The organism is Brevibacillus sp. FSL K6-6036, assembly GCF_037964015.1.
Taxonomy (GTDB): domain Bacteria; phylum Bacillota; class Bacilli; order Brevibacillales; family Brevibacillaceae; genus Brevibacillus; species Brevibacillus borstelensis.
The window spans coordinates 4,773,649-4,786,896 of sequence record NZ_CP150173.1 but is presented as its reverse complement, the minus strand read 5'-3'; the positions used below and the strand labels follow the sequence as shown (position 1 = coordinate 4,786,896).

Here is a 13,248-nt window from a genome sequence, read left to right as displayed (position 1 = left end):
TATGGTGCAGGAGGAGATGGGATGCTGGACCCACGCATAGTCAAGCTGGCGGAAAACCTGCTGAATCACTCTGTTCGTTTGCAGGAGAAGGAATGCTTGTTGATAGAAATTCGAGGAGAAGGGCACCCGCTGGCAAAGGAATTGGTTAAACAGGCGTATGCCAAGGGAGCGTATCCGTTTGTCCAGATCATCGATCCGTCTATCGAGCGGGAGCTGATGATGGGGACGGATGAGGAACGAGCGTCGTACATGCTCAAATGGAATGAGCCCAAATTCAAAGACATCCAGGCCTACATTGTGATCAACGGTCCGACGAATGACAGCGAGTCCGCTGATGTTCCCGTAGATCGCCGCCGCGCCCATCATAAAGTGGTGCAGCCGCTCAATGATTACATCGTTTCCAACGTGCGCTGGACACTGCTCAACTACCCGACCCCGTCCATGGCCCAAAGCGCCAATATGTCGACGGAAGCATTTGAGGACTTTTACTTTGACGTCTGTTCGGTGAATTATCAAAAGATGCACGAAGCTTTCCTGCCGCTCAAAGAGCGGATGGAGAGAACAGACAAGGTGAGATTGACCGGACCGGGGACAGATTTGACGTTTTCCATCAAGGGAATTCCAAGCATCATCTGTGCAGGGGAGTTCAATATCCCGGACGGGGAGATATATACGGCGCCTGTGCGTGATTCGGTCAATGGAACGATTTCCTTTAACGCAGCGACATCGTATATGGGCACCCGCTTTGAAAACGTCAAGCTGACCTTTGAAAACGGGAAAATCATAGAGGCAACCGCCAATAACACCAAGCGGCTGGGTGAAATCCTGGACAGTGACGAGGGAGCGCGTTATATCGGCGAGTTTGCCATCGGGGTAAATCCGTATATCCTCCACCCGATGAACGATATTTTGTTTGACGAAAAGATCGCTGGCAGCTTTCACTTTACTCCCGGCCGCGCCTATGAAAACGCGGACAACGGCAACCGCAGCCAGGTGCATTGGGATATGGTCAACATTCAGCGCCCTGAGTACGGCGGCGGTGAAATCTGGTTTGATGACGTGCTGATTCGCAAAGACGGATTGTTTGTACTGCCTGAACTGCAAGGATTAAACCCGGAGAATTTGAAAGGGTAAGCGGGCAGGTGCAGAAATGAACGCATGGCCATTTCTCTGATGAATTTCAAAGCCAAATACGGAACCTCCCGGATGCTGCCATCCAAGTGGCTGTTCGGCGAGAAGCTTGGTTAAAACCTCTTGTGAAAGCAAGGGGTTTTCTGTTTTTTGCATATGGGGCATCCATTCTACAGGTTCAAGCAGTGGCCAATGGCTGTCACGACCCGGCAAAGTCTTTTTGTAACTTTACAAACAAAAATGTTTACAAAATAACACCTCTAAAATATACTTAATATACAAATAAGTTTAAAAAAGAGGTGTTTACCATGACCCGCTTGCTTTGGAAACATCGTTTGCATATGTTTTTTGACGGAAACCTCATTGGTCGGGAGTACCACGCAGAAGAAGGATATGTCACGCAATGCCTGGAAATGGGGCAGGCAAAAGCGGCCATCGACTTTGACCGGTGCATAAGCGATGTTGTACTCCGCTTTTGAACAAAGCGGTCAACTGGCGCTTGCTCATCATCTTCCGATACAATAGGAGGAAATGAGAACGAAAGCAGGAGATGGGCTTGAGCAAAAAAGGCTGGCTGGAATATGAGGTGGCAGAGGCGGACGCAGGGCTTACTGTCGAGAGCATCGTCCGGGAAAAACTCCATGTCTCGGGGAGAATGCTGCAACGGCTTACGAGGAGCAAGGGAGTGCTCCTGAACCGGAAGCCCCCTTTTCTAAAAAGGGTGGTAAAAGCAGGGGACAAGGTAGCGGTCAGGGTTCAAGATCAGCCCGGGCAGGATGCTTCACCGCAGCAAGCAGCCCAGCGAAAGCAGGGGAAGAGCGTTGAAGCGGCTTTACCTGTAGAGATTTTGTACGAGGATGAGCATCTGCTGGTCGCAAACAAGCCGGCGGGCATGATGGTCCATCCCGTCAAGCAAGATCAACAAGGCACACTGGTTCATGCCCTTGCCGAGTATTTGCGGGAAAAGGGCGAGCCGGACCGCGTCCATCCGGTACATAGGCTTGACAAGGAGACCTCGGGAGCTATTTTGGTGGGAAAGACCAGCTACGGGCATCAGCTCGCTGATCGATTGCTGCGCGACGGGAGCTTGCATCGGGAATACCTCGCTGTCGTCTGCGGGCGTCTGGAGGAGGCGAACGGTACAATTAGCGCTCCTATCGGGCGAGACCCCCGCCATCCTACCCGCCGCAAGGTAACGGAACGGGGGGAGGAGGCTGTCACCCATTACGAGCTGGAGGCCTTTTCTGCGGATACCAGTCTTGTCCGGGTATGGCTGGAGACCGGGCGAACGCATCAAATCCGCGTTCATTTTCGCCACATCGGGCATCCGCTTGCAGGAGACGGCATGTATGGCGGCAGAAGGGACTTGCTCAGGCGTCAGGCCCTCCATGCCAGCAAGCTTTCCTTTCCGCATCCGATTACCGGGCAGGAGATCGTTTGCGAGGCGCCGCTACCAGATGACATGAACGAATTGATAAAAAGGGAGTACAATCTGGCAAATCGCTAGTTTTTGGAGCTGTTGACCCATACGGTCAGCAGCTTTTTTCATTGATGTTGACAGGAAATGAAAGAGACCCTGCATTTATGATATTATCCCCTTTAAGTAGACAGGAAAAAGCAAGTCCCTTACTGTTTACTTGGAGGGGATTTTTCTATGGGGAAAATACGTACGACTTATTCCAAAGAAATCAAAGAAAAAGCTGTTCGGCTCTATTTCGAAGAGGGAGTTGGAAGCACCACAATCGCAAGAGAGCTTGGTATACCGAGTCATAAAATCGTGATGAGATGGGTCAGACACTTTGAGAATGAAGGGCTGGAGGGGCTTGAAGAAAAACGAGGCAAGTCCAGAGGATTTCGGAAAGGAAGGCCGCGGAAACACCCCATGAGTTTGGAAGAGGAAAATGTTCGGTTACGAGCAGAAAATGAGTATCTAAAAAAGTGGCTCGGACTCGAAAGGCGGTGAAGAATCAAAGAGAACAAGCCAAAGCCTACGCCATTATAAAGGAACTGTCTGAAAGATATCCGATTCTTATGTTGTGCTCTCTCGCAGGTGTTTCGCGAAGTGGTTATTACAAGTGGGTAGCCCGACAACAGAGTCTGTCTAGCAAGTTGGTGGAGGATGAGGATTTGAAGACAAAGATTTTGGAGTGTCATCAAGAGGTAAACAAAATATACGGTTATCCGCGAGTGAAGGTGTGGCTTCGTCAAAAGTATGGGATTCACGTGAATCATAAGCGGGTGTATCGGCTCATGAGAGAACTAGGCATCCAGGCTTGTATTCGGAAGAAGCGAAAACATTTCGGCCACAAAGAGAAGGTCGTGATTTCCGAAAATAAACTGAACCGTGAATTTACTGCTTCACGTCCGAACGAAAAATGGGTAACCGATATTACTTACGTAATTTTCAGCGGACGTCGACTATATTTATCTGTTATTTACGATCTGTTCAACAACGAAGTTGTTGCCTACAAGTTGAGCAAAAGAAACGATCTGCGGCTGGTGATCGATACGGTCAAGGCTGCCATAAAAAAAGGAGATGTGAACGGAGTCCTGTTGCATAGCGACCAAGGATTCCAATACACATCCCGACAATATAACCAACTACTCCAACAATATAACATCACGGCGAGTATGTCCAGAAAAGGAAATTGTTTGGACAACGCTTGTATCGAGAGCTTTTTCAGCCATCTGAAATCAGAGTGTCTGTATTTACACAACTTCAAAACGGATGAAGAAGTACAGAACGCCATTCATAACTACATTCGTTTTTACAATCACAAACGTTTTCAGACCCGCTTAAACAACCTGAGCCCGGTACAATACCGAGCTCAAGCAGCTTAACTAACATTGAAATGAAAGGGCTTATTAAAGTCTGTCTACTTGACAGGGGTAAGACCATTTATACGTTTCACGTATGGCTTACAGCTCCGCTAAAAAAGCCCGGGTCCAAAAACCCATTTGGAACGCATGCAAGTATTTACATGCATGCAAAGCTCCGTTATAATGGGTTTGCTAATTATTGCCATGTGAAAGCAAGTGCTTGCATGATACGGAGGTAACAAAATGGATAAGCCGGATCACGAAAAAATCCAGAGCGGGAAAGGAGATGAACAGGAAACGAGGGAACGGATTTTGGCTGCTGCCCGCCAGCTCATGTCCCAGAAAGGCTACAAGGGCGCAACCACTCGCAAAATCTCCGAGCTGGCCGGCGTGAATGAAGTGACGATTTTCCGCCATTTCAAAAACAAGGAGCGGATTCTCATCGAGCTTTTGGAGGAGATGACCGAGATTCGCCCTGCGCTGGAAAAAGCGATTCACGCCTGCGGCCACGACGTCAAAGCGATGCTCATGCACTACGGCGAAGCCTATTACAACGCGCTTGTGGAGCGAAAGGAAGTTCTGATCATCTGTCTGATCGAATCGCAGAATCACCCAGAGGTTTTCAACCTGCTCAGCCGCATGCCGCAGATCGCCGATGAGATGCTGAGCGAAAAGCTGCAGGAGATGCATGAGGCCGGACTTCTTCCCAAAGGAGACTTTGCGACCGCAGCCCACATGTTTGTCTCGGCATTCTTCCACTCTTTTTTGGCAAGGCATTGGGTGAAGGTAGACTGCGACAGCTTGATCGATATACCGACAATGACGGAAAGCAGTGCAGACATTCTGCTGCGCGGCATCGGCAGCCGATGAAATTTTGCCAGTTTTCAGTTGTATATGATGAAAGCACGTAGATGAGCGGACATATAGGGGAATGGAGTGGAGGGTCACATGAGAAAACAATGGCTGTCTTTTCTCGCAATCGCCGGGCTATTGGCGACGACGGCTTGCAGCAGTCAGGAGCCTGCTGCGGAAGCTGTGTCCGAAGTAAAGCAAGTAGAGCTTGCCGTGGTGAAACAGGAGCAGGCGGTGAAGGTAACCGAGCTTTCCGGCACATTGCAGCCGCTGGAGGAAGCGCTCGTCTCGTTCGAGGTAGCTGGACGGATCACCGAGCTTGCCAAAAACGAAGGTGACACTGTCAAAAGGGGTGACATCCTGGCTCGTCTGGACGGCAGCGATTATTCGCTTCAGGTCGCTTCCGCCAGTGCCACCGTTCAGCAAACAGGAGCCACGCTGGAAAAGGTAACAAAGGGAGCACGCGAGCAGGAGATCGAGCAGGCGCGCCTGGTTGTGGAAAAGGCGACGATCGCCCATCAACAGGCGGAGGACGACTTCAAACGGATTGAGGCGCTGTACCGGGAAAAGGCCATCTCCCAGAGCGAGTACGAGACTGCGCAAAATCGCGTAAATGTTGCCCTGACGGATTTGCAAAACGCCCAGCAAGCCTTGTCGCTGGTTACGCAGGGCGCTCGCGCCGAGGACAAGACACTGAGCCAGGCGAGCTACCATCAGGCCGTGATCGGCAAAGAGCTGGCTGCCAGTACGCTGGCCAAAACCCAGCTGCGCGCTCCGATCGATGGCACGATTATCGCCAAGCTCGGATCGGCGGGCTCCCTGGTCGGTGTGGGAAGCCCCGTTTACCGGATCGGACAGATCGATACATTGAAGGTCGTGCTGCCGGTTCCAGACCGGGAGATTTTTGCCTGGACGGAAGGTGAGGCCATTACGCTTGAGCTTTACGGGCAAAAGCGGGAGGGCAAGGTGGTGAAAATTCACCCGGCCGCCAACCAAAGCACGGGGACCATCGGTGTCGAGGTACAAGTGAAAAACGAGAAGCACGACTGGTTCGCCGGTCAGGTCGTGAAGGCGACCAAAACGGTGCAAGGAAAAGCAGGGCTGTACGTGCCGGTCGAAGCGGTGATCAGCCGAGGGCAGGGCGAGGCCCACGTCTTTGTCGAAAGCGCCGGAAAAGCGGTGAAAACCCCGGTGACGATCGGCGAGATCAACAGCAACAGACTGGAGATCACCAGCGGGTTGAAGGAAGGGGACCGACTTGTCGTCAAAGGAGTAGACCAGTTGTTTGACGGCGATCCGATCGAGGCGGCAGGAGGACAACCACAGTGATTGAATACATCGTCCGCAAACGAAAAATCACGCTCTTGTTCTTTACAATGGTCGTCCTGATCGGTTCTCTCAGCTTTTTCCAGCTCCCCAAGCAGGAGCAGCCCGACATCATTGTCAATCTTGCCACTGTCACCACGATTTATCCGGGTGCTTCGCCAGAGAAAGTAGAGCAGACGGTCACCAAGAAGCTGGAGAAAAAAATCAACGAGCTTCAAGGCCTGAAATACGTCTCGTCTGTCTCCGGTCTGGGCGTGTCGAGCATTATCGTGGAGACAGACGGAGATGTCGATCCCAAACAAAAGTGGGATGAACTGCGCAAAAAGGTAAAGGATGCCGAGGCTGATTTGCCGGAGGATGCCAAGCAGCCGATCATCAATGACGACCTGAACCGCACCTTCGTCCAGACGCTCGCGATCACCGCTGACACCCGCGAAGAGCTGTACAGCCTCAGGTCCACCCTGAAGTCGTGGAAAGAACAGCTCCGCACGATTCCCAATGTGGCAGACGTGACCATCAAAGGCTTGCCGGACGAGGAGATCCAGATTCAGGTGGATACGCAAAGGCTGAGCCAGTACGGGCTGACCTGGGGCCAGGTGCTGATGGCGGTCAAAAAGGAAAACGAACGGATTCCGCTTGGAGACTTGACGGCCGATAGCCGCACGTACCAGCTCAAGCTGGCGGAAAGCCAGGATGTGGAGGCTTTAAACGACGTCATCGTCTCCCGGACACAGCAGGGCTTCCCGATCTATCTGAAGGATGTCGGTAGCGCCATGCTCACCACAGAGCAGATCGAGTCGTATTCCTACTTCAATGGCAAGCCGTCTGTATCGATCAGCATCAACGCCGAGACAGGCAGCGACGTACCGTCCCTGCAAAAGCGCGTCGACGAGATGGTGAAAACGCTGGAGAAGTCGCTTCCCGCATGGGCGCAGAAGCATTCCATTTACTCGCAAAAGGAACGCGTCGATGAGCTGTTCGGGGATCTTTCACGCGAGATGCTGATCGCCGTTTTGGCTGTACTGTTGGTATGTACACTGGGATTGAACCTGATCACTTCTTTTGTGGTAGCGCTGGCGATCCCGATCTCGCTTGCATCGGGGTTGTTGTTCCTGCCTTCCATGGGCATCACGCTGAATATGATTTCGATTGTCTCGCTGATCATCGTGCTGGGGATTCTCGTGGATGATGCCGTGGTCGTCAATGACAACATCGAGCGGAGGCTGTCCACGCTGGGCGAAAAACCGCTCCCGGCAGCAGTCAAAGGCGCAAAAGAGGTGTCCATCTCCATCGTCACGGCAACGCTTGCGACAATCGCTTCCTTCGGTCCGCTGATGTTCATGAGCGGAAACGTCGGACAGTTTATCCGGCCCGTGCCTGTGATTATTTCCTTGACGATGCTCGCTTCGATGCTCATGTCGCTGACGATTATCCCGATATTCCGGCAGTGGTACGAACATCGCCGCAGAGGCGGAGTCGAAGGGTACCGGAAGCCGCCGGGGCTGCTCGGCAAGCAAATTTTCCAATTGACGAACTGGTACGCGGGCAAGCTGATGCCGCGGATTTTAAAACGGCCCGTGCTCGCGGGCATGGTCGGCGTTTTGATCGGCACCAGCGCCTACGGATTGATCCCGCTGACACCGATCCAGCTTTTCCCCAACGACGAGCGGCCGCAATTTCTCGTCAACGTCCGTCTGCCGGTCGGGACCAGTGTGGAGGAGACGGACCGGGTCGTACGGGGAGTGTCGGACTGGATCCAAAAGCAGCCGGGGATCGAGTCGGTCGCCGCTTACGCGGGCGGCAGCGCCCCCAAAATGTTCAGCGGCGATACCGAAATCGGCGAGGGCATCACGCTTGGGCAACTGGTCGTCCGCTTTGACAAGTCAAAGGTAAAGATTGAGGATATGCTGGAGCCTTGGCGCGAGGAGTTTAAAAAGCTCTATCCGGAAGCGAGCATTTTGCCGAAGCAACTGGAAGCAGGTCCCCCGGTCGGCAAGCCTGTTGTGATCCGGGTATATGGGGAAGACATTCCTACGCTACGTTCGTTAGCAGGGGATATCAAGGACCGGATCGCCAAGCTGGAAGGCACGTACGACATTCAGGACGATTTCGGAATAGAGCGGTACACCCTGGAGTTTGTGGTGAACCGGGAGCTGATGAAGGAAAAGCTGGTCAATTACAACGATCTGTCGCAGACGCTCCGCCTCGCCAGCGAAGGCATCACCGTCAGCCAGTTCGATACGGGGACGGATTTGCTTGACATCAAGCTGTTTATGCAAAAGGGAGCGGCCGATCCGACCGTCCTATTCCAGCGACTGACCGTAACCAATGCGGCAGGCGAGCAAATTCCGCTGTCCCAGCTAGCAGAGGTCAAGCCCACTTTCAGCACGCAAAAAATCCCGCACCGGAATCTCTCGCGTGCCGTGACGATTACGAGCGACCTGCGAGGCCGTACGGCGACAGAGGTCATGGCTGAAATCAAGCCGCTGCTCGAATCCATTTCATTCCCTGAGGGGTATCGCTGGGAAATCGGCGGCGAGACTTCGGAGCAGACGGATATCTTTATCGACATGGGGAAACTGTCGGTCATCGTCCTTTTCCTCATCCTGATTTTGATTGCAATGCAGTTTTATTCGCTCAGCATTCCCGTGCTGGTTCTCAGTACGGTGTACCTGGCCTTTGCCGGAAGCTTGATCGGGCTGTTCGTCACGCAGACGCCGCTCGGCTTCATGACGATGATGGGGGCGATCTCGCTATCGGGGATCGTGGTGCGAAACGGCATTGTGCTGATCGAGTTTATCGAAGAAGCGCGGCATGCCGGAGCGGAGCTGAAGCAGGCCGTGATCCAGGCCGGAGAGGCGCGTCTGCGTCCGATTTTGCTGACCTCGCTTACGGCTGTGGCGGGCCTGACGCCGCTCGCGCTGTTTGGGGACGTACTGTTCCGTCCGCTGGCGGTCACCATCATCTTCGGATTGATCTTTTCCACGCTGCTGACGCTGATCGTCGTTCCGTCTTTCTACACAGTGCTCGCGGAGCGGAAGGCCAGGCGGAAAGCCAGACTGGCAGCCAAGCGGCCTGATCTGTACGGGCCGGAGGCGGAGCTGGAAGGGTAACGAAGTTTCGATACGTAAAAGCATCGAATACAAACAGGCACCGAATACACTAGTACCGAAAACAAACAAGTACCGAATACAGCAAAGATGCTTTTATCACTTTGCGGCGGGCTTCTGCTCCTAAGGGACAGAAGTCCGTTTCTCTTTCAAACACGAGCCTCCCCGAATGAAGGCACACAAGTACATAGCTCGCTGGATGTCGAAGGGAAAATAGCAATGGCAAAGCCTGTTATTTTCATCCCAAGGCATATGATATAATCCCGATAGAGGATGTTCAAAAAGTCCGGGAAAAGCAAGCTGCGAATTTATGATGTGGTCCGACTACTGTCATGTAATGCCGCGACGTATGTGGGAGAGGCGCACGTCCGAAAAAGCTGTTGTCCACCCATCCGCGTATACATAGCATCTGCATATACAGCTTCACCTGCGCTCCGCACATACAGGCTCAGCATACACAGCCGCACCTGTGCTCCGCTGCTGGGGTCTGCCGTGCCTTGAACTGAAACGGCCTGGTTTTCCCGGACTTTTTGAACGCGGCCCACTTAACCAGGAATTTTTTCGAGCCGGAAGGGAGAGTGACCAGATTGAAACAGCCCCAGCTTTTAGACGAAGAAAAAGTGTTTAAAGACCCGGTGCACAGCTATGTACATGTACGGGACAAGCTGATCTGGGATTTGATCAATTCGGCGGAATTCCAGCGTCTGCGTCGCATCCGGCAGCTTGGTACAAGCTTTTTTACCTTTCATGGCGGTGAGCACAGCCGCTTCAATCATTCGCTTGGCGTCTATGAGATCATGCGCCGCATCCTGGAGACGTTCGAGGGGAGAATTCATCTTTCCTATGAAGAAAAGCTGCTTTGTCTCTGTGCTGCTCTGCTTCACGACGTGGGGCACGGGCCGTTTTCCCATTCGTTTGAAAAAGTATTCCGCTATCATCATGAGGATTGGACAAGGGCGATCCTGCAGGGTGATACCCAGATCAACCGGATACTGAAGCGCATGGGTGAAGATTTTCCGAAACGGGTGGCTGAGGTTATCGCCAAGACTTACGACAACAAGCTGATCGTCAGTCTGATTTCCAGCCAGATCGACGCTGACCGGATGGATTATTTGCTGCGCGACGCGTATTACACGGGCGTGAATTACGGCAATTTCGAGATCGAGCGGATTCTTCGCGTCATGCGTCCGGGCGAAGACGGAATTGTCTTTAAGTACAGCGGCATGCACGCCGTCGAAGACTACATCATGTCCCGCTATCAGATGTACTGGCAGGTTTATTTTCATCCGGTGACGCGCAGTGCGGAAGTGGTTCTGCGCAAAATTTTTCAGCGTGCGAAAGAGCTCTTTCTGCAAGGCTTTCCCTTCCGTCAGGAGCCGACTCTCCTGCTGCCGTTTCTAAACGAACAAGTAGAGCTTGCCGATTATTTGTCCCTCGATGAGTCGGTCATTCTCTTTTACATGCAGCTCTGGCGCAATGAAAATGATGCCGTTCTGAAAGATTTATGCGCCCGTTTTCTCGACAGGAATCTCTTTAAATACGTCGAATATAACCCAAGAGATTTCCGCTTGCTGGCAGACTTGAAAGAGCTGTTCCAGTCTGCGGATATTGATCCGGCCTATTATTTGGAAGTGGACACGACCTCCGATCTTCCGTATGATTTTTACCGTGCTGGCGAAGATGAAGAGCGGATTCCGATCATGCTGGTAATGCCTTCAGGCGAGCTGACCGAGCTGTCGGAGAAGTCGGAGATCGTGCAGGCGATCAGCGGCAAACGCCGGTTTGACTACAAGCTGTATTTTCCTATGGACAAGGTTATGGCATTGCCGGAGGAGCTCTCCGGAAAGATACGAGATCGTCTGGGAGTGATGGAGGATGCTTAGGCGTCACGCCAAAATCATACGTTTAATCGAGACCGTGGGCGAAGTGAGCGGTCGCAAAAAGCTGCAAAAGATGGTGTACATAGCGAAACATCTGGATATGGACTTCGATGAGCGGTTCGAGTTTCATATGTACGGTCCTTACTCGGAGGAGCTGACCTTGCGCGTGGACGAGCTGTGCAACATGGGACTTCTGGACGAGCAGGTGGAGACCAAGGGGGCCATTCACATGTACCGGTATACGCTGAATGACACCGGGCGTGATTTTTTGCGTTTTCACGAAGTCGATTTCGGACTGGGCGAGCAAGCAATCCGGCGGATGAACGAGGAGAACTCCCGTTTTCTTGAGCTGGTCTCGACCATCCTTTACTTCAATCATCTTCCCTATGAAGAAATGAAAGCGAAGATTTTTACCTTTAAGAGCAAACAGCGCTATACCGAAGAGGAGATTCAAAAGGGGTTGGCTTTTATCGAAGAGCTCCGCGAGCTGACGAAAGCTGGTCATACCCCGTTGATATAGTTTTTTTGTGTTGGAAAAAATGCAATCATCTTTCTTGTTTCCATGATGAATACGTTTTGCGCAGCGGGGTTTTTAGCGCCTGCTGCGGTACCTTTCGCCAACCAGCCGGTCAGATGACCGGCTTTTTTTTGTCCCAGGAGAAAACGGCATAATGGACTCACCGTTCTTTGACAAACGCATATCGCCATTACAGTGTTAGCAACACACACTATAAAGCTTGTTCGGGAGGGAACCCTCATGAAGACAGGATACAAGCAGCGAGGAAAGAACTGGCGCTGGATTTGGGGGATAACCTTTGTGCTCGGGTGCATGTTCGCCGCAGCTCTCATGTCTGTCACGATGGGAGCGGAGCAAGGGAGGGTCGTGTACGTGTACAGCGACAGTTGCGGATATTGCACCACATTCGCCCCTAAATTCGATGAAGCTGTGCAGGATATTTCTTCTGGCTGGCGGGTAGAAAGGCTCGACATCCATAATCCAAAAGAGCTGGATGAGGCGGAAAAGCTGGGTGCGGAGGTTACGCCTACGGTGTTTATTGTGAAGGATGGGAAGGTAGTGGATAAGCTGGAGGGGGATGTTTCCGGGGAAGTGCTTGACCGGTTTATTCAGAAGCAGATGGACGCATATTCTTCTTGATTGCTTATACAGGTAACTTATACCATAATTGGAAGGTAGAAAGGTGTGGGAAGATGGCGAAAAAGGAGGATGTGTCTTGAAGCGATTCTATAAACTTTTTTCAAGCGTAATTGTTTTGGTCCTGACAATTGGTGCAGGATTATCCGCTCTTGTGCCGGTAACCAATGCAGCCCAAGTACCGGCCAAGCTAAGTGATTATCAGAATCATCCACATCGCGATGCGATTGATTATGTTGTGAAAAATAAATTGATGTGGCTTTTTCCGGATGGGAGTTTTCAGCCTGACAAACCGATTACTCAGGCGGATTTGGTTGCAGGTCTGGTAAATGTTAAAGGGTTGACTTCGGGTGAGCCTGTACAAGAATTACCTGAAAATCATTGGGCAAGGATCTTCTATGAAAGAGCTCAAAAAGACGGTATTTTAGACGGGATAGTTGTTAGTCCGAGTAAGGTTTTGACCCGTGAAGAAGCCAGTCAACTTATGACTAATACATGGAAGAGCCTTCGCTCTCAATATAAAAAAGTTCCACAATACTACATTACTTATGCTGTAAATTCGGGTTGGATTCTCGAACGGAACGGGAAGTTTCCAAATGGTCTCTCAACAACACGGTATGATTCATTTGGGGATTTAAGTCGTGGGGAGCAGGCACTTGCCCTCTATACTCTACATCACGATTATTTAGGCATCCAAGTAGGTGAAAAAATTGCTACACAGTTTCATAATTCTTTGAAAATATCTGGGGGATACCTTCATGGAAGTGTCCCAGCCTTGAAGGGTTTTGACATTCGCTTACTTGTTAGGTTTAAGAATGGCGAAGCATCCTCTGTTTATTCAGGAAATTTTTCGTTTAATATAAGTCAGGTTGATTACGCAGAGTTCGGAGTTACGAGGAACAAGGAAGCTAAGGTCCTGGCTTTATATCAATATCTCAAGTTTCCTTCATTGCAGAGAGAAAATTCAAGGTGATTG

The 13,248-nt window shown here is 51.5% G+C and carries 12 protein-coding genes; all 12 read left to right on the top strand.

The genetic code is table 11. The features are described 5' to 3' along the window. The first annotated feature begins 21 nt into the window (after positions 1-21). The 12 genes from NST37_RS23445 (at position 22) to NST37_RS23390 (ending at position 13,245) form a co-directional block, all read left to right on the top strand. Entirely contained in the window at positions 22-1,134 is a 1,113-nt protein-coding gene (locus tag NST37_RS23445; RefSeq protein ID WP_003388501.1) for an aminopeptidase, read from the top strand. Between the two features lie 305 nt (positions 1,135-1,439). Then, entirely contained in the window at positions 1,440-1,610 is a 171-nt protein-coding gene (locus NST37_RS23440; protein WP_155807961.1) for a hypothetical protein, read from the top strand. 71 nt (positions 1,611-1,681) lie between these two features. Continuing rightward, on the top strand, positions 1,682-2,638 hold the full coding sequence (locus tag NST37_RS23435; protein WP_081924370.1) for an RluA family pseudouridine synthase: 957 nt from the start codon (positions 1,682-1,684) through the stop codon (positions 2,636-2,638). Positions 2,639-2,785: 147 nt separating this feature from the next. Then, on the top strand, positions 2,786-3,094 hold the full coding sequence (locus NST37_RS23430; protein ID WP_339185498.1) for a transposase: 309 nt from the start codon (positions 2,786-2,788) through the stop codon (positions 3,092-3,094). Further along, complete coding sequence (locus tag NST37_RS23425) at positions 3,070-3,972, top strand: IS3 family transposase (RefSeq protein ID WP_339185930.1); 903 nt, start codon at positions 3,070-3,072, stop codon at positions 3,970-3,972. Before NST37_RS23430 ends, NST37_RS23425 begins: the two co-directional genes overlap by 25 nt. A 222-nt stretch (positions 3,973-4,194) precedes the next feature. Next, positions 4,195-4,821 carry a TetR/AcrR family transcriptional regulator gene (locus tag NST37_RS23420; protein ID WP_003388499.1) on the top strand — a complete coding sequence of 209 codons (627 nt, stop codon included), beginning with the start codon at positions 4,195-4,197 and terminating at the stop codon, positions 4,819-4,821. Positions 4,822-4,899: 78 nt separating this feature from the next. Next, a complete protein-coding gene (locus tag NST37_RS23415; protein WP_003388498.1) occupies positions 4,900-6,132 on the top strand; it encodes an efflux RND transporter periplasmic adaptor subunit in 1,233 nt (410 codons plus the stop codon). Further along, a complete protein-coding gene (locus NST37_RS23410; RefSeq protein ID WP_339185928.1) occupies positions 6,129-9,242 on the top strand; it encodes an efflux RND transporter permease subunit in 3,114 nt (1,037 codons plus the stop codon). The genes NST37_RS23415 and NST37_RS23410 overlap by 4 nt, the downstream gene beginning before the upstream one ends. A 584-nt stretch (positions 9,243-9,826) precedes the next feature. Then, on the top strand, positions 9,827-11,122 hold the full coding sequence (locus NST37_RS23405) for an HD domain-containing protein (RefSeq protein WP_003388496.1): 1,296 nt from the start codon (positions 9,827-9,829) through the stop codon (positions 11,120-11,122). Further along, positions 11,115-11,639: a hypothetical protein gene (locus NST37_RS23400; RefSeq protein WP_003388495.1), complete on the top strand. Its 525-nt coding sequence runs from the start codon at positions 11,115-11,117 to the stop codon at positions 11,637-11,639. Before NST37_RS23405 ends, NST37_RS23400 begins: the two co-directional genes overlap by 8 nt. Before the next feature lie 237 nt (positions 11,640-11,876). Further along, positions 11,877-12,275, top strand: a complete 399-nt coding sequence (locus NST37_RS23395; protein WP_003388494.1) for a thioredoxin family protein — start codon at positions 11,877-11,879, stop codon at positions 12,273-12,275. 76 nt (positions 12,276-12,351) lie between these two features. Beyond that, a complete protein-coding gene (locus tag NST37_RS23390) occupies positions 12,352-13,245 on the top strand; it encodes an S-layer homology domain-containing protein (protein WP_039071038.1) in 894 nt (297 codons plus the stop codon). The last annotated feature ends 3 nt before the right edge of the window (positions 13,246-13,248 follow it).

Bases quoted from the DNA above. Each gene is read 5' to 3' on its own strand.
- NST37_RS23445 (WP_003388501.1), top strand. From the start codon at position 22: ATGCTGGACCCACGCATAGTCAAGCTGGCGGAAAACCTGCTGAATCAC.
- NST37_RS23440 (WP_155807961.1), top strand. From the start codon at position 1,440: ATGACCCGCTTGCTTTGGAAACATCGTTTGCATATGTTTTTTGACGGA.
- NST37_RS23435 (WP_081924370.1), top strand. From the start codon at position 1,682: ATGGGCTTGAGCAAAAAAGGCTGGCTGGAATATGAGGTGGCAGAGGCG.
- NST37_RS23430 (WP_339185498.1), top strand. From the start codon at position 2,786: ATGGGGAAAATACGTACGACTTATTCCAAAGAAATCAAAGAAAAAGCT.
- NST37_RS23420 (WP_003388499.1), top strand. From the start codon at position 4,195: ATGGATAAGCCGGATCACGAAAAAATCCAGAGCGGGAAAGGAGATGAA.
- NST37_RS23415 (WP_003388498.1), top strand. From the start codon at position 4,900: ATGAGAAAACAATGGCTGTCTTTTCTCGCAATCGCCGGGCTATTGGCG.
- NST37_RS23400 (WP_003388495.1), top strand. From the start codon at position 11,115: ATGCTTAGGCGTCACGCCAAAATCATACGTTTAATCGAGACCGTGGGC.
- NST37_RS23395 (WP_003388494.1), top strand. From the start codon at position 11,877: ATGAAGACAGGATACAAGCAGCGAGGAAAGAACTGGCGCTGGATTTGG.